The following is a 24,125-nucleotide window of genomic DNA, read 5'->3' on the forward strand; positions in this document are numbered from 1 at the left end:
ATCTCAATCTGGTCAGCGTTCAGAAATCGTCAACTACGAAGACGCGGCGGCCTCACAGTTGTCCTACCCGCCTGTCGGCCCATATGTTTTTACACAACCTCGGCCCGACTGGGGAAGTTCGTCATTGCGACGCTCGCCGCTCATCGCCTCGAATGGCGAGCTTCCCTTGACGACCCTGAGGCGTCCGCCACGAGGGCGGCGCGTATGACGCGAGGGAAGCCATAAACGAACGTCGGGAGTGAGGACATCATCACGTAAATATAGACAATTAGGTCTAGACAAATTACTCTACGTCATTCTGTCTCTGCACGAAGGTGTCGTCATGACCAAAGCCACGCCCATGACCAGGCCGACTGCGGCTGAACTCGAGCTTTTGCGGGTTCTATGGCCAATCGGCTCTGCCACGGTCAAGCAGGTCCATCAGGCCATGCATGAGGAACGCGCGGACGTTACCTATGCCAGCGTGTTGCGCCAGATGCAGGTCATGCATGCGAAGGGGCTGCTTACGCGCGACGAAAGCGAGCGTTCCCATATCTACGCGCCTGCACAAAGCCAGAAGATGCTGCAAACCAGCCTGCTGAAGGAACTGATTCACAAGGCGTTCTCAGGGTCCGGCAAGGCACTTGTCATGGCCGCTTTGCGCAAACACGTTAGCCGGGAGGAACGTGAGGATATCCGCAAGTTTCTCCATGGAGATGAGCGATGAGCCCATTTGCCTGGACGCTTGTTCAGGCATTGGGCTGGGCGCTCATTCACCTCGCGTGGAAGGGCGCCTTGATCGGCGTGACAACGGCGCTGTCGTTGCGGCTGATGCATAACGCTAGCCCGCAAAGTCGCTATGCACTCCTTTGCCTTTCGCTTCTTCTGTGTCTCGTTATACCAGTGCTCGACGTGTACCGGGGTATCGAAGCCGCGTCGCAGCCATCTGGCTGGTTTCGCGCGACCGATTCTCTTATCGTGTCAACGAAGCACACACCCGATGCATTCACGATTGAGACCGTCCTGCCCTGGCTAGTTGCGGCATGGCTGGTCGGTGTCGCCGCCATGGCGTGCCGTCTGGCCGCCGGTTTGCTGTGGGTGCGTCGGATCGGCGACGCGTTTGCCGATTGGCCAGATCCCCGGTGGCAAAACTACGTGTCGGCGCTGGCCGCGCGTTGCGGGCTGTCGCGTCCGGTGACGCTGTGCGTGGCAACGCATCTCACAAGCCCGCTGACGATCGGCTGGTGGCGACCGCTCGTGCTTGTTCCGGCTGCGTTGCTGACGCGCATACCACCCGATCTGCTCGAAGCGGTGCTTGCCCACGAGATCGCGCATATCAGGCGCGCCGACTATCTGGTCAACCTGCCGCAGAGCGTGATCGAAGCGCTGCTCTTTTTTCATCCGGCAGTGTGGTGGCTGTCGCAGCAAATGCGTATCGAGCGGGAATGCGTCGCTGACCAGATCGCCGGCACGCTGATTCAAAGCCCGCGACGTTTGGCGCTTGCGCTTGAGCAACTCGATGCTCTTCAATCGACGAGTGCTGGATACGCGCCAGTGGCGCAATCAGCGCGCGGTGGCCAATTGCTGGACCGCATCAGGCGCCTTTGTCATCCCGTCCCGCCGTCGCCGCACAGGGTCGCTTACGTCCCGGCTATCATCGTCGGCTTCGTCACGTTGTGCGTGGTGGCGCAGACGATGTGGCAGGCGCCCATGTCGCAACACGCCGCGGGCATCCTGCCTGTCGGGTTGCTCGCATCGAACCACGTCGTGGTGATCGACGACAACTCCGGTCGGGTCCTGTTCCAGAAGCGACCAGACGATATCGTGCCGATCGCGTCGTTGACAAAGTTGATGACGGCCATGGTCGTGCTTGATGCCCGGCCCGACATGAACCGGACCATTCGCATCGACGCCAGCGACGCCGAAGCATTGCGGCCCAGCCGCACGGGATTGCCGGTCGGCGCGAGTTTACCCCTCGATGCAGTGCTGCAACTCGCTCTGATGTCGTCAAATAACAGTGCCGCGTATGCGCTGGCGCATGACTATCCTGGTGGCTTCCCGGCGTTCCAGTCCGCGATGCGTGCCAAGATCGCCGCGCTCGGGTTGAAGCACACGACGATCGAAGAGCCGACCGGCCTCTCGCCGCTCAATACGTCGACGGCAAGTGACGTCTCGGTCATGGTGAACGCGGCGGCCCGCTATCCGGCGATCGCGCGCGCCACGACTGCCCCCCGCAGCGTTGTCCCGATCGACGGCCAGCTCGTCGAGTACCAGAACACGAATCCGCTCGTCGGGCAAAAGGGCTGGGACATCGCGTTATCGAAGACCGGCTTTACCGATGCGGCCGGACGTTGCCTGATCATGCGGCTGCGCTCGGTTGGGGACAGCGTCACGATGGTGTTTCTGGACGCCGGGACGGCTGCGTTTCCTGCGCGCGACGCGATCAACATCCGTCGCCTCCTGCTCGCCCGCAAGCTGGCCTAGCGTTCGTCGCGCTCATCGCGTTTCCTCACTCTGACTAACTGGACCTAGCCTTGACTCACTCGATCACGCGTCGAAAGCTGTTGATTGGATTGCCGCTGCTCGCCGGCATGGGCGTCGCTCCCGCATTGCGTGCCGCCGATTCACCGTTCTCCGATATCGAGCGTCGCAATGGCGGCCGCCTCGGCGTGTTTGCGATCGATACCGGCTCGGGCCGCACACTGAGCCACCGTGCCGAAGAACGCTTCCTGATGTGCAGCACGTTCAAGGGATTGCTTGCGGCGCAGATAATGGCACGTGTCGATAGCGGCGCAGAGCGACTCGATCGACTCGTTCACTACACCGAAAAAGACCTTATTTTCACTTCGCCCGTGACGAAGGCCAACGTCGCGCGTGGTGCGTTGTCGATCGATGCGCTCTGCCAGGCGACGCTGGTGGAGAGCGACAACACGGCCGCGATCCTGCTGATGCGCAGCGCCGGTGGTCCCGCTGCGTTGACCCGGTTCGTTCGTGGACTTGGCGATACAGTTACGCGCTCGGACCGCTATGAGCCCGAATCGAACCGCTATCGCGGTGTGCTCGACACCACGTCGCCGAAGGCCATCGCCACCACGGCGCAACACCTTCTGCTCGGCGATGCGCTGAGCGCCAGTTCTCGCGCAAAACTGGAGCGCGCAATGACCGACTGCAAACCGGGCCTCAACCGGATTCGCGCCGTGTTGCCCGCCGGCTGGCAGGCGGCCGACCGGCCCGGTACCAGCGTCGAGCGCGAAACCAACGACTACGCGCTCGTGCGCCCGCCTGGGCGCGCGCCGTTGCTCTTTGCTGTCTACTACGATGCGCCGGGCGTCAGCATGGAAGTGCGTGAGGCCGTTTTGCGCGAAGCGGGCACGGCGTTCGTGCAGTGGGCCACGAGCGCGGCATGACCGACGCCCCCACGCGAAACCGGAAGATCGATTTCCTCCGGGGCATCTCGATCCTGCTCGTGCTCTTTCACCACTTCAATATCGCCTATCGGCTCGACGACAGTTTTCTGTCGCGCGTATTCGGATGGGAAGCGGTTCGGGCCGTTGCGCGAAACGGCAGCTACGGCGTCACGATATTCTTCGTGATCTCGGGCTATCTGATCACCGGGAACGCAGTTCGTCGCTGGTCCGAACTCGGCCATGTCGACGTCAAGGCATTTTACGGGTTGCGTTTCGCGCGCATCGTTCCGTGCCTGTTACTGCTGCTGGCCGTGGTGAACGCGCTGGCGATTGCCGGCATTGCCATCTTTCAGAACTACTCGCCGGCCGGCACGCCGGTTTCGTTCTGGCTCGTGAATCTGGCTTCGTTGACGTTCTGGATGAACGTGCTCATCGGGACGCACGGATGGACCAACTATGCGCTCGGTATGTTGTGGTCGCTTTCGGTCGAAGAGGTGTTTTACCTCTCGTTTCCGCTGCTTTGCATCGTGCTCCGCCGGGAGGCGCGGCTCGTTGCCTTCTGGCTCGCGTGCATTGTCGTCGGTCCGGCTTACCGTTTCCTGCATCAAGGCGACGAGGGTGGTTATCTCTACGCGTACTTCGCCTGCTTCGATGCAATCGCCATCGGCTGCTGCGCGGCGCTGGTCGCGAGGCGCGCTGTGCGGTGTGGCCGCGTGTGGAGCATGTTGGCGTGGCCGACCGCGGTGGTCATGATGTTCGTCTATCTGTGCTGGCCGATCCGCGAAAGCAACGTGTTCGGTGTCACGGTAATGGCCTTCGGCACTGCGGTTTTGCTGCTGGCCGCGAATGATCGCCCGCACGGATCAACAGTACGAAGCGCGCGTGCGTCCACGGTGCTGGAATGGCTAGGAAGGCTTAGCTACGAGCTCTATCTGTTTCACCTTATCGTGCTGGGTCTGCTGCGGACGATTTTCCCGCCTTCCGGCATGGCCGGCGACGAGAAGCTGGCGGTCCTGGTCGGTTATCTGTTGCTTTCTGCCTGTTTGAGCTTATGCATTGCGCGAATGTACGCTGAGCCGTCGGGTCGCATTGTGCGCCAGTGGCTGATTCAGATGAGATCCCGACCTGAAAGCGAGTACCACGAGCGGAATCAACCTGACGTCGAACACTCCAGATCTCGAATCGAGTGAGCAGGCTGAACGACTGGTACTGATCGGGGTGCGGCCGGTCCCGTTGCCACCACCAATGTCGGAATTTGGGCCGTTGCATGCCGCAGGGGAACTCATCATGGCTGAGTGCGGGACATACTGTCTCGGGTAGAAAATCGCTGCCACCACAAAAGCAGTTTCTCATACCCTTCCATCAATGGGCCGGCCTCAGGGGTTCGCATGAAGCATGCGAAGATCGGGGCGGCGTATAGGTCAGCGAGTGTCACGCTATCGCCAATCAGGAACCCATGGTTGTCCGACAGCCGAGCCAACTCCGATAGACATACGGCGGCACGCGGCAATGCGGCTTCGATCTTCTGCTTATTGGGTAACCGGCGTTCGCGCGCGGAAACGACGCGTTCGACATAAAGGTCCCAAACGAGCGTTCGGTACGCATAGGCGTCCATTATCCCGACAATCTGGTTCACCATGGCGCATGCCCGGGGATTCGTCGGCTGCAGTTTGCATCCGGGAAAGGCTTCATCGATGTAGCGAACGATTGCCCCGGTCTCGTACAGACTGAAATCTCCGTGCTCAAACGCCGGGATACGACCAAACGGGTGACGAGCCAGGTGCTCCTGCGGGACACCGGCCTCCGCGAATACATCTACCTCGCGCAGGACATAGTCGACCTGCTTCTCTTCCAACGCGAGGCGGACGATCCGTACATATACGCTCCATGCGGCTCCGTATAGATTTACCGCTGCGGTGCTCGTCACAGTATCGCTCCAGTCGCGCATGAGAGGCGCGGATAAGTCAGTCGGCTCAAACAAAGATGATTCCCAGTGGCGGTTCGCTGCTGCCGATTGTGGATTGGCCACCAGCCGCTACGAATCTGGCGATGATCCACACGCTAGTCTGAAGATTCGCTTGTGGCCGACTGGCGCCCCAACGCAGTTGGCTGACCGCGACCTGTTGTGATCCTTGCGTTCGCTCCGAAGCCGCCGTTCGCGGCCTCCCCGCGGCGCTCGCCGTTCGCTACCCGAAAGCCGAGGAATAAAGCGGCGGGACGTTGGGAAAGCAGCCTGCGGATTTCACGGTAAGCGACCCCACCGCAGCGATTGGTAGGTCGCCGCGAACAGATCATTCCCGCCAAACGAGGGGAATGTAGATATCGGTTTTCCATTGGTCATGCGGCGTCTCCGGGAAGACGCTCAGGTAGTGAAAGAACAACGGATGATCCCGAAGTTCCTCACCACTTGCAGGAAGCCAGTCGCGATAGACCGGATAGATCGTCTCCCCGACATGGTCGGTCGATCCGGTATGGCGGATCACTGCACATCGGCCGCCCGGAATGACAAGTTCGCGGATCCCAAAGACGTTCGACGCGACAGGCTCGGAGATTTCTCCGCAGATGTCGAAGCGAAACGCATCCGCCGGGGTCGTGTCCGGGTTGTTCCGCGGAATACCGAAAGTTCTGCTCGATGCAACCGGAGATTGCCCACTTTGCTTCCGCCAGTCCACGAACTTGCGCACGCTTTCGTTGACAAGCCCAGCAGGCCCGCAATGCTCCAGCGCAGCGACGCGAGTTTCGGAAAAATCAATAACTTGTACTTGCATGGTGAGTTTCCTCGAAAGATAGGGAACAACAAAAGTCGCGCTCCAGATCTGCCAGTTCGGATGCTGTCGAAAGATACTCGGCGCTGTGCCAAACGCGCGCTTGAATGCCCGGCTAAAGGCTTCGGGGCTGTCAAAGCCCGCATCGAACGCGGCATCGAGCACCGAGCAGGACTCACGCGAAGCCAGGCGGTGCGCAGCCCGCCGCAGTCGCATAAGTTGAACGTAGCGCGCGACTGGCACCCCTACAAAGGCCGCAAATTGCCGATGAAAATGAAACTTCGAGAAGTTCGCAATGCGACTTAGCGCTTCCACTGAGAGCTCGCCCTCAAGATTCGATTCGATGTACGCGAGTACGGCGTTGAAACGCTTCGTGTAAGCGCGAGTGGCGTCAACGTGAGCTTGCATGGCTGGATATCTGGGTTGTGCGACTTGTGTATGGTCGCTCATCGACTAACCATCGCGCCTAGCCGCTCTTGCTCAATCTCCAGACGGCGTGTCCGAAGGCCTCTGCTCGTCCCGCCAGTCCTGCGCACGCGCCGCCTGGCGCTTTCCGGTTCCCGATGGTTGAGGCGAGCGCCAGTGGGCTCGAATGTCAACGATCTGAGCCGGAATGCCGAACGATTGCTCATGGCCGTCTCCGGGCCAACGGCGAGCGCACCGAGTTGACCATAGCAGTCTGTGGTTCGAATGGGCGCCGCGCGCTCGCTGCAAGTCGATGAAGGGACATGCCAATGGTCAGGACCGCACCGGCGTGAAGCCGTCGGGACTCCAGTCCTCGCTGCCGACCCCGTGATGGACGAAGAAGAACCCCTCAGGGTCGTAGCGGTTCTTGATCGTTTTGAGCCGGGCATAATTCGTCCCCCAGAAGGCTTCGCGCCAATCTTCACGGAAAAAATCTGTCTCCGAAAGATAGGAGCCGCTTTGTGGTGACAATGCTTTCAGAACGGCCGCAGCTTTGGATAACCTTTTATCGCCCGACAAAATCGTCGAGCGTGCCATGGTTATCCGCGTCGCCGTCCCTCCACCTTACTGCTCGGTTACGCGTGGAATTCGCGCTCGGGCAGTCGTGGAATCCCTGCTCGGTTTGCCGTGGAATCGGCGCTCGCTTTGCTGTGGAATCAGCGTTCGGTTTGGCGTGGAATACGCACGTTATGGTGAAACACGCGACGCGGATGATACGGGCCGTCGCGACGCCACGGTTATAGTTGGCCTGAACATCAAGCACGTGATCCTGGTTTCGCATGTACCTTTCTGTCAGTACAGTCGAAAATCCTTGGGTCTTGACGTATGCGAAATTCGTGAAAGTGTCTCCCGAGATACGTGATGATCGCATCATCTCGTCAGCGAGACGTCTCTTTAGCTGTACGAGCTTGCAATTGGACAGTGCGTTGTAGAGCCTGTAGACGACTGCGTAAGTGGCAACCGACAACGCGACGACCCAATCATCGGCAATGATCAGGATGACACACGCAGACACCGTGTTGATAAGAATCGGAAACACATTTCCGCATATCGTCTGGATAAGCGACTGAACACTCGATCGGGCCGTTGCGACAATCTGGTTCCAGATCCAACGCTGGAATCTTTCGCGTGAAACTGACCGACAACAAATACGCGGCCTGCTGCTGGAGGATCGAGCTGGCGATGTCTCCCAGCGAGTTGCCACCCTCGGCGACGACGATGGTGACAACGGGGCCGACGAACGCCTGTCGCCATTGTTCGGGGGCGGAGGTGATCGAGTTGACCAGCACCTCCAGGAAGACCGGCTGTAGTGCCGCCGCCAGTGACGCAGCGACCAGAGCCATCGCAGTAATCGACACCCATTGCATTGCTCGCCTGTCGATGCAATGTCTGATCAACCATATTACGGGCGAAGCATCGCTCTTCATCGATTTTCATCATCCTCAAGTTCTGCTACAACGCATCTCCAGTCCTCCGCCGTGATACAAGCCGAACTTGCGGCTGGTATTTAACCGCCTGTGTATTGGACGCAGCGCCGGAATTCTGCCCCTCTGCCGCGATCTCGCTAATCACACCTCGCCCGGTCGAGATTGTGAAAAGGTCAATGATCTCTTCCTCGTTGGCGCTATCCGCAATCCCATCGGGCATGCCGATGCCAGATTCACGACACAGTTCGCCATCAGCTCGGCTCGTAGTGCAATGATCTTGCGCTCCGTTATGCCAGGTCACGGCAAGGGTCTCGAGTTCTTCAACGTCGAAAACGTGACGCGCGACGATCTGCTCGCGGCGGACCGCATTCCGCCGCAGCTCAAGGGAATCGCGGCGACTTCGACGCAGCGGATCCGACGGCCGAGGTGCTCGGCCTGAAAGAAATTGCGCGCTCGCAACCCCGCTTTGAACAGTTCACCAGCACAGCGCACACAGCGCGAGAAGCGAGCCGGTTCCGCCGGGAGGGCGCAGCCAAACCATTTCAGGCCCGCTGAATCCGTCACCCACTATGCCTCGGGAAACATCATGTTCTGCAACGCAATTAACTTCGGTGCCGGATCCCATGCTTCTGCCAGTAGTGCCCAACTCCGTTCATCATCAGGCGAATACGGCTGTCGTTGCACTTCGCTGTCCCGGCGTCACCGATGCTAAAACGCGACGCCGACCTAGGCCCACACGCCTCAGCCACAAATATCGCTTGGCCATGCGCGGTCGCCCCCGTCTGGGCGGACCCGTGTTGGACTCAGGCGCCGTTCACCGAATTCTCGAACGCCTTGCCCGCGGTGAACCTGACCGTTCTCGCCGCCCGAATCTGGATCTCGGCGCCGGTTGCAGGGTTGCGACCAACACGCGCGGCACGGGCGCCCCTGGAAAACGTGCCGAACCCGATCAGTTGCACGGTGTTTCCCTTCGTAACGGTCGCCGTGACGGTGCGGAGCAGCGCATCGAGCGTCTCGGCGGCCAAGGCTTTGCTGGTGCCGGTTTTGGCGGCGACGGCCTCGACGAGATCCTGCTTGTTCATGGTGGTGTCCTGCTTGTCTTGTGGTAGTAGGCACGCACGTCTGGACAATTTTCGATCTTCGCCGCCTGATCGTGGGACGATATGGCTCGGACTCGCTTGAAGAGTTCATATCGATACTGGTTGACAGAACATTGAATGGACAGGCCACCGTCGAGATTTTCTTTGTTCTGAGTGGCTGCGTCCTCGCGATGTCCTTGCGAAGCGCCTCGCGCGCTCCCGACAAGTTGCGGATCAAAGAATTCTACGTGAAGCGGTTCTTCCGGATTTATCCGGCTTTGTGGGTGTCGATCGCATTAACACTGTGTCTTTGGCCCGTCATCAAGATAGGGCTCGCCTCTCCTGCTTACAGTGGCTGGGCGCTGGACGCTTATCCTCCACAGATCACTGTGAGATCACTGGCACTGTTGTTGGCCGCGATTTATGTACATCTGAACTGGCCAATGTGGACATTGCGGGTGGAACTGTTCTATTCGATTCTGTTTCCGGCGATTTTCATCATGGTGACGAATGAGCGCACGCGCGCGCCGTTTATCGTCCTGATTGCACTAATATCTCTCGCGCCGATTCCACGCACTCTCTCGCTCCACTATGCATTAGCCTTCACTCTGGGGGCCTTGATCCCTTCTTCACGCGGGATCGGGAACGCCCGTTACCGTCTCTGATTGGCCTTGGTCCCGTCATTGTCCTGTTGTGGCCTCATTCGCGCGGGAGCGACACGCAAAAGGAAGTTTCTGTTTCGTCGGAGCGCGCTTCGATCGCACCGTGATGGGCCTTGGCGATTTCGTTGGCGATGTACAGACCCAGTCCGAGACTTCTTCCCTCGTCGGATGCTCGCTGCTGGTCGTGCCCTCGCGTCAAGGGATTAAACATGCAGCGCAGAGTCGCGGGTTCAATCGCACGTCCGCGGTTTCGGACGTCGATGCGGATATGCGTTGAATCGCCTATCACCTCAACACGCACAGGCGTGTCCCGTGCACCGTACTTGATGGCGTTAAGTACAAGATTTTGTACGATTTGTTGCACTCGGTGCGCATCCCAGACTCCACGCAAATCACCATTCACGTCCAGGTCGATTTGCCGGTCGGGGTGAATGGCGCGCACCTCGTCCAGTTCGTCCGCAATGACGTCCGCCAGATTGATACCGGTGCGTGTCACGTTAATGCCTAGCCCCAGTTGGGTCCGGTTGAAATCGCCCAGGTCGTCAAGCAGCGCTTGCATGCGGGCTCCGCTGCGTATGAGGCGGGCCGCAGCGTCTGACACCTTCTCATCCGCGTTCAGTGCGGCCAGGTGCGCCGCAGTCATCTGTATCGCCTGAAGTGGGCTGCGCATGTCGTGGCCCAGCATGCCGAGGAGCAGATTCCGGTTCTGATCGACCTGCCTACTGAAAAAGCAGACAGATTCGGCGAGTGCCTGGTCGATCGCTTCGTTAAAGCGTACAACGTCATCCAGATAAGGCAGATCGGGCTCACAATCGTCCATCCAGAGGCGAAGCACGCTGGCTCGCAGTGCACGGTATTCGGCGATGACCTGGTTAATATTGAAGCCCGCGCGTGCCCTCAGAACGGCGTGCGTTTGCGCGGCAGTCTCAGTCGCATCGATCAGCCTCGGGGCCTGCCCCAACGATTTTCTTCTTTGCTCGTCGCTGGTTTGCGATGTCCGCAAATCCTTTGCCACCGCCTGCAGTATCTGTTGCGCATGGTCGCGCAAGGCCAGCGGTCCCATGTTCTCCGCCGCCGGCATTAGCGTCGCTGCAAACGCTTCCCAATGCCCAAGAATCGGTTCCATGTCTCGCATGATGAAATCCGCTAGTCGCATCTATGTATCTCCTGGGCAAAATCGGCGTAGCTTGCTGCGGTTAATGCGCCCATGTTACCCGGGGTGCGGAGAAACCGGGGCGGGAGACAGCCTTGAACCCATCGTGCCCTGCTCTGGCTTCATAGAGCGGAAGCTTAGCAACGACTTTGGTTTTAAAGTCGAAGCCGTAGAACCAAGTCACTCATACTGCGGTTAGCGTCGGATGCGGTGCATCGCCCTAGAACTCGGGCACGACCTGCCAGACGCTCTCGAAGATTGATTGCGGATTGACCTTGAACACTGTGACGTCCGGGACATCGTCGAGCGTGCATCTGGTCTCGTGCAGGATCGCATTCAGAGTTTCCAAAGGCGGGCCGCAGCTGTTTGTGCATGTCCGGCTCGGCGTTCCGTCTCGCATTCAGCCGCCTGGGGCGCCGACACCGGTTCGCATCTGCCACAGATCACCAGTCGATCCGGCGATCGATGTTGTGTTCAAGTCAAGGGTGTCTCGGCCTCCTCTTCATCTATCAGTGAGTGATTCACCCCGCTGTGGGAACCAGCATCGATACTAAGCGTTTACCCCTACAATACATTTTATTTAATTCTAGATAATCTTTCTGGAAATGGTGCCGCGGAACAATGGACCGATGTCGAGTGGCCAGAGCATCATCACGCTACGTAGTGCTAATCAGCTTGTCACCGGTTGATGGGCTGCTCTCACTAATACTTACATTCGAAATGTCGCCAGCGCTGACAACTTCGATAGGAGACGCCTACGTATTTATAGCAGCAACCCGTTCAACAAAAGGTTAAACCCATGAAATCTCAACTCAAACCTCTCACCGCTGCGCTCACTCTCGCTTGCACGGTTATGGCCTATGGCCAACCCGCTCTCGCCGACGTAACTGTAAAGATCGGCAGCGCTGAACCGCTGACTGGCAATATCGCCCACATGGGCCAGGATGCGGCCGACGGCGCCAAGCTCGCCGTCCAACAGATCAACAAAGCTGGCAATCTGGTCATCGGTGGCCAGAAGGTCGTTCTGGAGGTCGAGTCGCTGGATGACCAAGCCGATCCCCGAATTGGTACAAATGTCGCTCAAAAGCTGGTGGACGATGGCGTCGTGGCAGTGATCGGCCACCTGAACTCCGGCGTGTCAATCCCCGCGTCCAAAATCTACAACGATAGCGGCGTCACCCAGATCACCCCCGGCTCTACCAACCCGCAGTACACGCTGCAAGGTTACAAAACCGCTTTCCGGATGATCGGCACCGACGCCCAGCAAGGCCCCGCACTTGCAAAGTACGCCCAAAACCAGAAAGTCAAGACGGTCGTCATCGTCGACGATGCCACGGCCTACGGACAGGGCCTTGCAGACCAGTTCGAGAAGACGGCCAAGGCCGAAGGCATCCGGGTGCTATCTCGTGAGGCCACCAATGACAAGGCCACAGACTTTAGGGCCATCCTGACCAGGATTAAAGGCGAACGCCCCGACGCCATCATGTATGGCGGAGAGGACGCCACCGGGGGCCCCTTCGCCAAGCAGGCCATGCAATTGGCAATTCCCGCCAGAATCCTCGCGGGTGACGGCGTTTGCACTACGGACCTGGCCAGGCTCGCCGGCGACGCCGCCGACAACCTGGTTTGCTCGGTCGCGGGCGGCGATCTGTCCGCGATGGCCGGCAGCGCCGCGTTCGGCAAGGAACTGAAGGCCGCGTACGGCCACGATCCGGTGGTCTACTCGCCGGTCGCGTATAGCGCTGTCTATGTGATCGTCGATGCCATGAAGCGCTCGAACTCGATCACGCGCGCAGGCGTTCTGTCCGCCATGTCCCCAACCAATCTGGACACCCTGATTGGTAACATCCGGTTCGACGAGCACGGCGACCTGAAGGACAGCTCCATCTCACTCTACAAATACGTCAAAGGCAAGCGAACCCTGCTGGAGGTCGAGAAGATGTAATCGGAGCAAGGCTGTCGCGGGAGCCTCCTGGTCCCCGCGCCAGCAGGCACCGGGTGGATCTTTGCAGAGATCCTCGAATGGCCGCCGTCCCCGGCGGCGTTTCTCTTGTGTGCTCCGGGGGCACTGCAAGCGGTGCATCGCGACCTTGATTGAAAAAGATGTGGGGAGTCTGACTACTGTAGATTGACGCCTAAGACAGCGCGGCAATACAACACGACAACTGCTCGCTCACCGGGTTGATCGAATGACCGTCAACTCTGGATACAAGAGCTCATGGCATTGCAGCGCTCAAACGGTACCCAAGTGGACGACGCGCTGATCAACGCCCAGCTGTTCCGCTGCGATTGGCACGACCAAGCTCGGCTATGAGCCGAATTCGTGCCTTCGATGCGTTCAGACCGTCATAACCTGCCGTGGTCAGGCCGAGGTTGTGGGCGCGATCATAGGCATATTTGGTGACGGTTGGGTTGACCCGGAAACCATGGGCGCAGCGTGTCGATAGCACGACAGGAATATGCCCAGCGGCTTCGCTCAGAAGTCTCTCTGACTGAGCGGAGAAGCCACCTGCGCCCTTGCCTGCCACGACGATACCGTCGAGTCTGGAGATATCCGGGAAGCCGACGAGTAACCCGAAGGTCTCCATGACGATCGCAACGCGGGCGCCGAGATCGGATACATCGAGTTCCGCGTAACTCTCGTCGACGATTCCCGATCCTGCGAGCGTGACGATATCAGCTTCAATGGAGCCGCGGATCGCTGTTTCTGGTCCGAAGGGCTGAATGGCCTGCGGCCATACCTTGACGATTGAGACTGGATCGAAAATCCGTCCCGCAAAGGCAACGAGGACGCTCGCGCCCTGCGGCATGGCCCTTGCCAGATTTGCAGAATCCACCAGATTGCGCGGACCATCGGCATTGGCATTGCCACCGGGGATCGCCGCACCGGTCAAAACGACAGGCCGGTCACGATTAAAAAGCAAAGCGGCGGCATAGGCGACATCTTCCATTGCGTCGGTGCCGCAGCACATGACGAACGCTTCGCTCTCCCGATCCTGCCGCATGACATCACGAGCACGGCAAAGTGAGGCAAAGGTCAGATCACAGCTATCGACAGGATCGATGTCATGTCCGATCCAGTCTGCCTGACCGCTCAATGCGATCAGATCGCGTGCCAATAGACGGGTGATCGTCCCATCAAGCTGATAGCTTTCCGTGATGGTTCCACCACAATTCAGGAGTCCGATTTTCATTAGGATCGGCCTTTAGACAAGAGTATCGAGAGTTTGCGAGTACATCTCCGCGATGGCTCCGGCGTTCTTGATACCCGTGCCTGTTAACAGGACAACCGTCTCCTCTCGAGCCCGAATCGCCCCAACCTGTGTAAGCCGATCAAATCCTGCAACCGCAGTCGCCGAAGTCAGCTCCGGCAGAAGGCCTAGCCGCGCAATCCGCCTGAGCGCTTCGACGATTGCCTCTTCTTCCACAGCCACAGTCGTGCCGCCCGTCTCTCTGACAGCGTTGACCACCTGCGCGAGCCGTAGAGGATGGGCGATGGCCGTCCCCTCGGAGACCGTCTTTCGTATCTCGCGCGAAACGGGAGTCGTAACGCCGGCCTGGAAGCTGGCATCGATGGGAGAGCAGTTCAATGGCTGGCAAACGAAGAGCTTGGGCATTTTGTGAATCTGGCCCGCGCGCATCAATTCCGAGAATGCCAGATAACAACCGAGTACATTGCTGCCCGCGCCTGCAGGCATGACGATGTTGTCGGGCGCCTGGAAGTTAAGGTCCTCCCAGATTTCGTAGCCAACCGACTTGGTCCCTTCGAGGAAAAATGGCTGCCAGTTGTGACTGGCGTAGAAGATGCTCGAGGACTGCCGGACTGCCTCGTCCTCGCACGCCTGTCGAGGCCCGTCCACCAGTTGCACCTCCGCCCCGTAGGCTCGCATCTGGGCGATCTTCGCGGGAGACGCGTAGGCTGGCGCCAGAATCTTCACGCGCATGGTGCCTGCAGCGCCGTAAGCGGCCACCGAAGCTCCGCCGTTGCCTGAACTGTCCTCCAGAACGGACGCGATACCTTGTTGCCGTAACATCGAGAGCATCACCGTGGTGCCGCGATCCTTGAAGCTGCTGGTAGGGCTGAACCACTCCAACTTGAAATACGGCCTGTGGTCGTCCCATGTCTTCTGGATTAGCGGGGTGCACCCTTCCCCCATAGAGATGGGGGAGACGATCTCGACCGGGAGCGATGCACGATAGCGCCATTGGGATCGAAGTTGTCGGTCGATGTCGTCCCGGGACATTCCAGCCAGCGGCGAGATCATGAGCGGCCTGCGGTCGTCCGAACACCACCGGGGTGTGTCTAAAGGATAGGTGGTGCCGCTGAGCGGTTCAACATAGTGCGATTTCAAGTTTCCGACTCCTCTATGGCGCATACCGGATCGCTGCAAGAGCAAGACAATGATGGCTGTGACGTTGTTGGGTGTTACGGGAAGGCCATTGGTTGATGAAAAGGTGGCCATTGGGGAGCCAAACGCCGGGCGCCCTTGGCGTCAGCGATTGACCGGGGCCGCCATCGACTGCGCGCGGGGTGATCGCACGGCGACGTTCGATGAAGGCGACGAGCGTGCACGGTGCGGGTCATCATCGCGGATTGTCCGGATTCCGGGTTCAGGCCAGGACAGCGATCACCAGGGCCACGCCACGGCGACTCCGAGGCCCAGCTCAGTGGCGCGATGGTGGACCAATCGAGCGACGGTCAAGTCCTGCAAGGCGAGACCGGTCATGTCGAAAACGCTGATATCTGTCGGTTCGCGCTGCCATTGGGAACGGCCTGTTACCAGGTCTCCGATCTCGATGGCAGGTGCGTGCGGTGCCCATTGCAGTTCTCCAAGCTCACGGGCCTGCTCAAGGTCATCGACGACGATCCGGGCCCGATCGAGCACGCCAGCCGCAAGCTCGCGTTTGCCACGGGTGTCCGCGCCGACGCAGTTCAAATGTGTCCCGACGCGAAGCGCTGCTTCGTCGAAAAGTGGGCCCCCGCCGGTGGTCGCGGTGATGATGAGGTCACTTTCAGCGACCGCGTCATCCGCATTTGCCGCGCATCTCAATCTGCATTGGCCCGCAAACAGAGATTCAAAGTCGGCCTGCGGTTCCCGATCCAGCGAGACGTAATTCACATGCGTCAGCGAAGGTAACGTTCTGAGCGCAAACGCGAGCTGTGCCTTCGCCTGAATGCCTGTGCCGAAGACCGTTGCCACGGCGCTGTCCTGGCGCGCCAACAAGGAAAGCCCCAGGGCCCCAGCCGCGGCGGTGCGCGCCGTGGTGATGGCATTGCCGTCGACCACGCACATGGGCCGGCCGGTGGCCGGATCGAACAGCAGCACGGTGGCCTGATGCGCTTCGCCGCCGAGTGTCCGGTTCATTGGCCAGAAGCCGGCCGCCTTGAACCCTAGCAGGCCCTGGCTACCGACGTCCCCGGATTTGATACCGAAGATCCCGCCTGTGCTCAGCTTTTCGCGCACGACCGGGAAGACGCGGCCCGCGCGCTGTCCGTGCAGTTCGAAAGCCTCGCGCACCGCCGCGATCACGTCGTCCGGCAGGAGCAATTGCTCGACGACATGCTTGTCGACGAGAAGGAGCGTGGCGTCACTTGGCATCGCTGTACACCGTTGCGCGAGACACGCCCAGGTGGATGGCAATGGTGTCCATTGCGCGACGGACCTCGAGCAGGCCGGCCGCCTTGAGTTCCTTCAGGAGCGAGCGGCGGTCCTCTGCCTTGAGCGAGCGCGGTGTCGACGCCATGCGTGCGGCGAACTCGTCGATACGGGCGCGAATGAGGTCGGCGCTGGCGGGATCCAGCGACTCCCTGGCAGGTGTGGTGCCCTCGACAGCCATGAACCTGCTCAGCATGTTCTGAAACCCTCGGAATAGCGTGAGGTCGACGTTCATGCACAGTGCGGCGATGTAATCGCCCTTCGAGTCCTTGATGCCGATGGAGGTGCTCTTCACCTGGCGGCCATCCGAGAACTGGTTCGGATAGTTGGCGATGATCTGCTCGTACGCAGGGTCCATGATCCGCGCAAGCCCGAGTTCGGTCGCAGGCTGCCCGACTTCTCGACCTGACAGATTGTTGTGGATCGCAAGCACCGCGTGCTCCGGGTCAAGGAGATCATGGACCACGACCTCGGTAAATGGGGCGAAAGTCTGTGCCAGCCCTTCGGCGACCTGTTTGATCTGGCCCAGCAGTAACTGCTGTTCGGGAGTCTTCTTCGGCATGTCGGCTCCAGTAGGTTCTTTGACATGCTGGGCAGTTTGGCCATTACTGGAAGATTTGTCAAACACCCAACAAACCGTCCAACCGAAAATCCCGAGGTGTTCGGCTAGCAGGTTCCAACGCCCGGTGGAGTGGACGTGTCGAAACGCCACTTTGGCACATTGATGCCGTTCGGTTCTGGGGCCCCCAATGCGGCTCAGATCCCCGAAGGGAGCGCGATGTCCATTCCATCTCGGCCGCGTTCGGACCCGCTTCTGTCACTTGCCCAAAAAGCCGGGACGATGGACCGCTTCAAGTCGTTAAGTGGCCACCTCGAATCGTTGGTTCCGAGCCAGAATCCGGGAAACGCCTGACGCGGGTTTAAAGCGTTATAGATGAATGGATCAGAACTTGTGCCGCACGCCGACGCGCAGTGACACCTGTTTGTCGGTCGTGGATGGCGTAAGCCCGGTGATCTGTGCGACCGCGCTTTGCCCAAGCGAATCGGTGCCGCTTGCCTTCTCGTAGACCGCGACCGTGTACACGTCCGTGCGCTTGGACAGGAAGTAGTCGACGCCCGCACTGAAGAGATTGTAGTTCGCGCCGCCCTTACCGCCTGCGCCGCCGTTGCGCGTGTAGTCGTACGCGAGCCCGGCCAGCAGCGACGGCGTGAACTGGTACTTCGCGTTGACTTCGAAGTTGTTGAACGCCGCGGTGCCGCTATAGCGCAGCGGGTTCGGGCCGGACGACGAACCCATGCCCTCGAAGCGCGTGTTCGAATACGCGAAGTTGACGCTTGCGGGTCCAAAGTTCACGCCCGCGCCGATGCCCACGATTTCGAGCATCTTTGCCGATGCGTATCCCGCGAACACAGGGTTGCTCTCCGGACTCGTCGGGCTGCCGAAGCTCCCGAGATTGTTAGTCGTCGCTGGACCCGCGTTTGGATTCGCGCCGAAGAACGACGTATTCGGATTGCGGATGTTCAGATAGCCCGCGCCGATCGAAAACGGCCCCGTCGCATAAGCGGCGCCCGCGCCCCAAATCCAGCTGTTCGAGAACGAGCCCGCTGTGCCCCCGAGATTCATCATCGCTTCGATGGTCAGGCCGCGATAGTTCGCGCTGCGGTACTTGATTGAATTGTTGATGCGGCGCGAGTTGAGCGCATTGTCGAGGTCGCTCGGATGCGACGCCATATAGCCGCCCCACTGCGGCGCCGCGAGAAACGGACCGTACATGTCCACGACGGGATCGTATTGACGGCCAAGCGTGACCGTGCCGAACGCATGACTCAAACCAACGTAAGCCTGCCGCCCAAACTCCGCGCCACCCTGGTTCAGCGCGCCGTTGTTGCTATAGAAGCCGCTTTCGAGCACGAACAGCGCCTTAAGTCCGCCGCCGATGTCCTCCGTTCCGCGCAGGCCCCATCGGCTGCCCTGAAGGCCGGCGGAGCCGCCTTCGATCATCGCAATCTGACGACCGCCGACGAGCCTCGACGACGTTCGCGCCGTCTGCACATTGTTCGTGTAGTTGAGACCGCTATCGATGATGCCGTACAACGTAACACTGCTCTGCGCATGACCAACACATGGTAATGCCATAAGTACTACTACGGGTGTAATTGACTTTCTTTTCACGGTGCAATCTCCTCCAATATGACGTTTGTGTGCTTCAGTGAATCGGCTTCGCCACCGCGGCGGACTGGGCCTTGTGCTCGTTGAGACGGATGAACATGGTCATCAGGAACGATGTGACGAGCAGGCCCGAGAGAAAAATCAAGCCATGCGTCGCGGTGCCGTCAGCGCCCTTGATATAGCCAATCGCGAAAGGACCAACGAAGCCGCCCAGGTTGCCGACCGAATTGATCACCGCGATCGAAACGGCCGCGGTCGAGCGCGTCAGGAACAGCGTCGGCAGCGCCCAGAAGGGCGACTTGAACGCATACAGGCCCGCGAGGCTCAGGCTGATCATCGCGATCGACACATACGGGTTCGTCGTCAGACCCGCGCCGAGCAACGCGGCGGCTGCGAGTGCAAGCGGAATCGCGGAATGAAGGCGACGCTCATTGCGGCGATCGGAACTGCGTGACCACAGCACCATCACGATCGTCGCGACCAGATACGGCACCATCGCGATGAGGCCGACCTGCGTATGACTCAGCGTTTTCGAGAAGCCCTTGATGATCTGCGGCATCCAGTAACCGACCCCCAGACTGCCGCACTGATACACGAAATAAATGAACGACAGATACAGCACCTTCGGATTGGTCATCGCCTTGAGCGAGCCGAAGTGCTCTGCGCTCGGGCGCGCCCTTGCATCGCTCGCGAGCTGATCGAGTAGCCACTCGCGCTCCTCGGGCTTTAGCCACTTTGCGTCGGACGGCTTGTCGGTCAACCACGCGAAGCACATGATGCCGCCTACTAACGCGGGCGCGCCTTCCAGCACGAGCATCCAGCGCCATCCGCTCCAGCCGAGCCAATGGACGTTGTCCATGATCCATGTCGAAAGCGGCGCGCCGATGATGTATGACACGGGTATGGCCGCCGTGAACAGCGCGACGGTCGTTGCAAGCTCCTTCGCGCGGAACCAGTGCGTCAGATAAACAATGATGCCGGGAAAGAAGCCCGCTTCGGCCACGCCCAGCAGAAAGCGCAGCACATAAAGCTGCGTCGCGTTCTGTACGAACGCAGAGATCACGGCGACCACGCCCCAAGTGAGCAGAATCCGGGCAATCCACACACGCGCGCCGAACTTGTTGAGCATCACGTTGCTGGGCACTTCGAAAAGAAAGTAGCCGATAAAGAAGATGCCCGATACGAAGCCGAACGCCTCGCTGCTCAAGGCCAGCTCCTTGTTCATCTGCAGCGCGGCGTAGCCGATGTTCGCTCGATCCAGATACGAAATGATGTAGAGGATGAACACGAACGGAATGATGCGCCAGGAGATATTCCTGACCAATGCGCGTTCGTCGATTGCAGGGGATGTTTGCATGTTTCGCTTTCCGGCGGCATGCCGTCGGACCTTCAGAAGAGATAGAGGCGGCTTCACGCGTGCTGCATCGAAAACACCATGCAGACCGGGCTGCCGGACTGGGCCGAGAAGCCTGTCGGATGGAGCGCGCCGTTCGCGGCATTGATGGAAAAGGCCACGATGCTGTCGCTGTCTTCGTTCAAGGCGTACATGAAGCATCCATCGGGCGTGCTCGTGATGAAGCGCGGCGTGCGCCCCGATGTCTGCGTCGTGCCGAGGAAAGTCAGATGGCCCGTTTCCGTATCGATGCGGTACGTCGCGATGCTGTCGTAGCCACGATTGGACGCATAGACGAAGCGTCCACTGCGATCCACCTCAATCTCGGACGCGCGGCTGTTGCCGGTGTACGTATCGGGCAGCGACGAGAGAATCTGTAGCGGCTGCAGCGCGCCCGTCTTCATGTCGTAGCGATAGGTCGTCACCGTCGAGTCGAGCTCATTAACCACATACGCATACGCCCCCTTGGGATGGAACGCGATATGTCGCGGCCCCGCCGTCTCGCGCGTGGTCACGAACGGTGACTCTGCCGGCGTCAGTTGGCCATTCTCGAAACGAAACGAGAACACGCGATCGAGTCCCTTGTCGGGTACGACGACAAACTTACCCGACGCGTCGAACGGGTTGAAATGCGGTTTCGCCTGCTTCTGCTCGACGCGATGCGGACCGATCGGCCCTTCGAGCTTCACCAGTTGCGTGAGCGGCTGGAGTGAGCCGTCGGCCGCGATCGGCAAAACGGCGAGACTCGCGCCGATATGGTTCGACACAACGATGTAGCGCCCCGTCGGATCTATCGCGAGGTGCACAGGGTTTTTGCCCTCGGTGCTCTGCTTGTTGAGGAAGGTGAGCCCGCCGGTAGCTTTATCGACCTTGAACGCGCTGATGTCGCTCAGATCGCCGTGCACCGTGTAGAGTCGCTCGCCGTTTGCGGACAGTGCGAGAAATGACGGGTTGACGAGATCCTTTACTAGCTGCACGAGGGTGAGTGCGCCGGTTCCGGCATCGACGCGATAGACGCTGATGCCGTCGCCGCGTGCGTTGCGCTCTCGTGTAGTTCGCGATCCGACGTAAGCAAACATAGAAGTTTTGTCCTTGATGTTGGGTTGGCCCGCAGTTTTCCCGCTTGCGAAAACCGGCGGTGAAATCGCGCTCAGAACGACCATCGCGCCAAGCGACGCCATGCCCTGCAGGGCGTTGCGGCGACCCGTCACGTCAGTGTCGGTGCGATCGGCATTGGTCTTCTTCACGGGTGTCTCCTGTCTTTTTTTATGATCTCGGGTTTGCACTAGATTGCATTTTTAACCATTGAAATGCAAAAATACAGTCATGGAAAACACTTACACCCCCTCCCAAGCCCAACTGAGCGTCGGCGGAAAGGTTTGCCGCTATGTCGATCTGCCCACTCTTTTCGGCGACCGGTTGCGCGAATTGCCCGTCGTGCTGCGCCTTTTACTCGAGAACGTCATCCGCAACATGGAAGGCGCGGAGCGCGATCAGGCGATCGCCGCCATCCTCGGATGGACAACGCACGCGACGAGCGTTGAGGAAATTGCCTTTCAGCCGAACCGCGTACTGATGCACGACACGACCAGCACGCCCGCACTCGTCGATATCGCCGGCATGCGCGACGCGCTCGCCGAAGCTGGCGCGGATCCGTCTGCGCTCAATCCGGTGCTGCCGGTGGATTCGTCGGTGGATCATTCGCTCGCGGTTGAATACTTCGCGCGGCCCGACGCTGCGCCCGAAAACCTGAAGCTCGAACTGCGGCGCAACGCCGAACGCTATCGTTTCCTGCGCTGGGCGGCGAAGACGCTGTCGGGCGTGCGCATTCATCCGCCAGGCACGGGAATCATGCACACGATCAACCTCGAACAGCTCGCCACCGTGGTGACGACAGTCGAGCGCGACAGCGAAACCTGGGCCGTGCCCGATACGCTCATCGGCACCGACAGCCATACGCCGATGATCAACGGCATCGGTGTGCTCGGTTGGGGCGTGGGCGGACTGGAAGCGCAGACCGTGATGTTCGGTATGCCGGTGATGCAGCGCATCCCGGACGTGATCGGCGTGCGGCTCACTGGCGCGTTGTGGACGGGTGCGCTCGCCACCGACCTCGCGCTGACGGTCACGCAAAGATTGCGCGAGATCGGTGTTTCGGGCGAGTTCGTCGAATTTTTCGGGCCAGGCGTGTCGACGTTGACAGCAGGCGATCGCGCGGTCGTCGCGAACATGGCGCCGGAATATGGCGCATCGACTGGTTTCTTCCCAGTCGATCAGCACACGCTCGCCTATTTGCGCGCCACGAACCGCTCAGAGGGTTCGGTCCGCCTCGTCGAGGCGTTCACGCGCGCGGCGGGTTTGTGGTTCGATCCCGAAGGCGTGCCGCGCTATTCACGGACGATCGATATCGACCTGAGCACGATCGGCATGCATATCTCCGGTCCGCGCCGTCCGCAGGACCTGCTCGACTATTCTCAGACGCGCGAAGTTTTGTCAAAGCTGGTGTTCCAGCCCGCCGCGAAGCACGCGTTCATGCCGAAGCATCCCATCGCCATCGCCGCGATCACGAGTTGTACGAACACGTCCGATCCGGCGTTGCTGATCGCTGCGGGGTTGGTCGCGCGCAAGGCCCGTGCGCTTGGCCTGAAAGTGCCGTCGTGGATCAAGACCTCGCTCGGGCCGGGCTCGCCCGCCGCCGCCGCGTATCTCGAACGCGCGAAACTGATCGACGACCTGTCGGCGGTGGGCTTCGATATTGTGGGCTATGGCTGCACAACGTGCATCGGCAACTCCGGACCGCTCACCACGCCGATTCGCGAAGCGATGGCGGAAGAGACCGTGTATCCCGTCGCGATGCTCTCGGGTAATCGCAACTTTCCCGGCCGCATTCATCCCGATCTCGATCTCGGCTTCATCATGTCGCCTCCGCTCGTGATCGCTTTCGCGCTCGCGGGCGATGCGCAGGCCGATCTGAGCCGTGATCCGGTTCAACATACGCAGGACGGCAAGCCGATCTACCTGCGCGATCTCTGGCCCACACGCGATGAAGTGGCCGCGCTTGTCAAAGCCGCCGCCGATCCGCGCGACTATCCGCGAGCGTTCGCGCTCGCGAGTAGAAATCCCGCGTGGCACGATCTCGACGCGCCTGAAACCGCGCGCTTTCCGTGGAATCCAGCGTCGACGGCATTGCGCCGACCGCCGTTCGCGTCGGCTTCGCAGGGCAGCCAGCTCGGCCACTACAGCGCGTATCCGCTCCTCGTGCTCGGCGACGACGTGACGACCGATCACATCTCGCCCGCCAGCGCGATTCCAAAAGACAGCTACGTCGCGGATTTCCTCGTCGAACGCGGCGACGATCGCGACGATCTCAACGTGTTCGCATCACGACGCGGCAACTGGGAAGTGATGGTGCGCGCCGCGTTCTATAACCGCACGCTCCTAAACCGGCTAAAGCCGGGCATACCCGTCGCGCATACGCTGCATGTGCCAAGCGGCGAGGTGATGCCGATCTTCGAAGCGGCGCAACGTTATCGCGACGAAGGCAGTTCGGTTGTGCTCGTCGCGGGCGAGCGCTACGGCACGGGTTCATCGCGCGACTGGGCCGCGAAGGGCCAACGCCTGCTCGGCATCCGAGCGGTGCTGGCGATGAGCTTTGAGCGTATCCATCGTTCGAACCTGATCGGCATGGGTATACTGCCGCTTCGCTTCGCTGCTGGCACCGGCGCTCCTACGCTGAATCTTCAGCCGGGTGATAAGCTGGAAGTCGACGCGCCCGTCGGGGACCTGTCGCCGCGCTGCAAGGTGCCCGTCAGAATCGTACGCGCGGACGGCAGCGTTCAGCCGGTCGATGCGACAGCCGCCGTCGAGACGCAACTCGAATGCCGCCTGCTGCGCTCAGGCGGCGTCATCCCGCTGATATTGCAGCAACACCTGACGACGCAGGAGGTCTGAGACCGCCGCCCGCGCCG

At 60.2% G+C, this 24,125-nt stretch carries 22 protein-coding genes; 8 read left to right on the plus strand and 14 right to left on the minus strand.

The annotated features are described in order from the left end of the window. Window positions 1-322 precede the first annotated feature (322 nt). From BM43_RS36445 to BM43_RS36465, 4 genes are read left to right on the plus strand one after another with little or no spacing between them, the layout of a single operon-like run. On the plus strand, window positions 323-706 hold the full coding sequence (locus tag BM43_RS36445; RefSeq protein WP_036050706.1) for a BlaI/MecI/CopY family transcriptional regulator: 384 nt from the start codon (window positions 323-325) through the stop codon (window positions 704-706). Then, a complete protein-coding gene (locus tag BM43_RS37765) occupies window positions 703-2,463 on the plus strand; it encodes a M56 family metallopeptidase (protein ID WP_052409192.1) in 1,761 nt (586 codons plus the stop codon). The genes BM43_RS36445 and BM43_RS37765 overlap by 4 nt, the downstream gene beginning before the upstream one ends. Window positions 2,464-2,513: 50 nt before the next feature. Continuing rightward, window positions 2,514-3,386: a class A beta-lactamase gene (gene bla, locus BM43_RS36460; protein ID WP_036050702.1), complete on the plus strand. Its 873-nt coding sequence runs from the start codon at window positions 2,514-2,516 to the stop codon at window positions 3,384-3,386. Then, complete coding sequence (locus BM43_RS36465) at window positions 3,383-4,576, plus strand: acyltransferase family protein (protein WP_042285361.1); 1,194 nt, start codon at window positions 3,383-3,385, stop codon at window positions 4,574-4,576. The genes bla and BM43_RS36465 overlap by 4 nt, the downstream gene beginning before the upstream one ends. A 95-nt stretch (window positions 4,577-4,671) precedes the next feature. Here the strand turns inward: BM43_RS36465 and BM43_RS36470 are convergent, their stop codons facing one another. The 4 genes from BM43_RS36470 to BM43_RS36475 form a co-directional block, all read right to left on the minus strand. Further along, complete coding sequence (locus tag BM43_RS36470) at window positions 4,672-5,334, minus strand: glutathione S-transferase family protein (protein WP_042285359.1); 663 nt, start codon at window positions 5,332-5,334, stop codon at window positions 4,672-4,674. Window positions 5,335-5,677: 343 nt separating this feature from the next. Then, complete coding sequence (locus tag BM43_RS39765) at window positions 5,678-6,559, minus strand: AraC family transcriptional regulator (protein WP_036050699.1); 882 nt, start codon at window positions 6,557-6,559, stop codon at window positions 5,678-5,680. Window positions 6,560-6,889: 330 nt separating this feature from the next. After that, window positions 6,890-7,153: a BBE domain-containing protein gene (locus tag BM43_RS39770; protein WP_227742954.1), complete on the minus strand. Its 264-nt coding sequence runs from the start codon at window positions 7,151-7,153 to the stop codon at window positions 6,890-6,892. Window positions 7,154-7,596: 443 nt separating this feature from the next. Continuing rightward, window positions 7,597-8,043: a hypothetical protein gene (locus BM43_RS36475; protein ID WP_127841052.1), complete on the minus strand. Its 447-nt coding sequence runs from the start codon at window positions 8,041-8,043 to the stop codon at window positions 7,597-7,599. Between the two features lie 67 nt (window positions 8,044-8,110). Between BM43_RS36475 and BM43_RS42785 the strand changes: the two genes are divergently transcribed. Continuing rightward, window positions 8,111-8,482 carry a phage portal family protein gene (locus BM43_RS42785; RefSeq protein WP_375371864.1) on the plus strand — a complete coding sequence of 124 codons (372 nt, stop codon included), beginning with the start codon at window positions 8,111-8,113 and terminating at the stop codon, window positions 8,480-8,482. Window positions 8,483-8,846: 364 nt separating this feature from the next. Here the strand turns inward: BM43_RS42785 and BM43_RS36480 are convergent, their stop codons facing one another. Then, complete coding sequence (locus BM43_RS36480) at window positions 8,847-9,125, minus strand: HU family DNA-binding protein (protein WP_036050693.1); 279 nt, start codon at window positions 9,123-9,125, stop codon at window positions 8,847-8,849. A 20-nt stretch (window positions 9,126-9,145) separates the two neighbouring features. Between BM43_RS36480 and BM43_RS36485 the strand changes: the two genes are divergently transcribed. Continuing rightward, entirely contained in the window at window positions 9,146-9,787 is a 642-nt protein-coding gene (locus BM43_RS36485) for an acyltransferase family protein (protein ID WP_042285383.1), read from the plus strand. Between the two features lie 34 nt (window positions 9,788-9,821). On the opposite strand, the gene BM43_RS36490 is transcribed toward BM43_RS36485, so the two are convergent. Both BM43_RS36490 and BM43_RS36495 read right to left on the minus strand, forming a co-directional pair. After that, the gene (locus BM43_RS36490) at window positions 9,822-10,940 is read right to left on the minus strand and encodes a sensor histidine kinase (RefSeq protein WP_036050691.1); all 1,119 of its coding nucleotides are present in this window, start codon (window positions 10,938-10,940) and stop codon (window positions 9,822-9,824) included. Between the two features lie 217 nt (window positions 10,941-11,157). Next, window positions 11,158-11,286 carry a RidA family protein gene (locus tag BM43_RS36495; protein ID WP_375371863.1) on the minus strand — a complete coding sequence of 43 codons (129 nt, stop codon included), beginning with the start codon at window positions 11,284-11,286 and terminating at the stop codon, window positions 11,158-11,160. Window positions 11,287-11,736: 450 nt separating this feature from the next. Here BM43_RS36495 and BM43_RS36500 point away from each other — a divergent pair, with 450 nt between their 5' ends. Continuing rightward, on the plus strand, window positions 11,737-12,882 hold the full coding sequence (locus BM43_RS36500) for a branched-chain amino acid ABC transporter substrate-binding protein (protein WP_036050688.1): 1,146 nt from the start codon (window positions 11,737-11,739) through the stop codon (window positions 12,880-12,882). A gap of 319 nt (window positions 12,883-13,201) precedes the next feature. Here the strand turns inward: BM43_RS36500 and BM43_RS39775 are convergent, their stop codons facing one another. From BM43_RS39775 to BM43_RS36530, 7 genes are all read right to left on the minus strand, one after another. Further along, on the minus strand, window positions 13,202-14,131 hold the full coding sequence (locus tag BM43_RS39775) for an asparaginase domain-containing protein (RefSeq protein ID WP_036050685.1): 930 nt from the start codon (window positions 14,129-14,131) through the stop codon (window positions 13,202-13,204). 12 nt (window positions 14,132-14,143) lie between these two features. Continuing rightward, complete coding sequence (locus BM43_RS36505; RefSeq protein WP_227742952.1) at window positions 14,144-15,289, minus strand: threonine synthase; 1,146 nt, start codon at window positions 15,287-15,289, stop codon at window positions 14,144-14,146. Between the two features lie 276 nt (window positions 15,290-15,565). Next, window positions 15,566-16,537 (minus strand): ornithine cyclodeaminase family protein, encoded by a 972-nt coding sequence (locus tag BM43_RS36510; RefSeq protein WP_036050679.1) that lies wholly within the window; start codon window positions 16,535-16,537, stop codon window positions 15,566-15,568. Then, window positions 16,527-17,156, minus strand: a complete 630-nt coding sequence (locus BM43_RS36515; protein ID WP_036050678.1) for a helix-turn-helix transcriptional regulator — start codon at window positions 17,154-17,156, stop codon at window positions 16,527-16,529. The genes BM43_RS36510 and BM43_RS36515 overlap by 11 nt, the downstream gene beginning before the upstream one ends. Window positions 17,157-17,537: 381 nt before the next feature. Then, entirely contained in the window at window positions 17,538-18,731 is a 1,194-nt protein-coding gene (locus BM43_RS36520) for a porin (RefSeq protein WP_036050675.1), read from the minus strand. Window positions 18,732-18,801: 70 nt separating this feature from the next. After that, a complete protein-coding gene (locus BM43_RS36525) occupies window positions 18,802-20,121 on the minus strand; it encodes an MFS transporter (RefSeq protein ID WP_036050671.1) in 1,320 nt (439 codons plus the stop codon). A 53-nt stretch (window positions 20,122-20,174) separates the two neighbouring features. After that, a complete protein-coding gene (locus BM43_RS36530) occupies window positions 20,175-21,404 on the minus strand; it encodes a lactonase family protein (RefSeq protein WP_375371862.1) in 1,230 nt (409 codons plus the stop codon). A gap of 79 nt (window positions 21,405-21,483) precedes the next feature. Between BM43_RS36530 and acnA the strand changes: the two genes are divergently transcribed. Further along, window positions 21,484-24,108 carry an aconitate hydratase AcnA gene (gene acnA / locus BM43_RS36535; RefSeq protein WP_036050666.1) on the plus strand — a complete coding sequence of 875 codons (2,625 nt, stop codon included), beginning with the start codon at window positions 21,484-21,486 and terminating at the stop codon, window positions 24,106-24,108. Window positions 24,109-24,125 lie beyond the last annotated feature (17 nt).

Origin of the sequence: Burkholderia gladioli, assembly GCF_000959725.1 — a bacterium.
Taxonomy (GTDB): domain Bacteria; phylum Pseudomonadota; class Gammaproteobacteria; order Burkholderiales; family Burkholderiaceae; genus Burkholderia; species Burkholderia gladioli.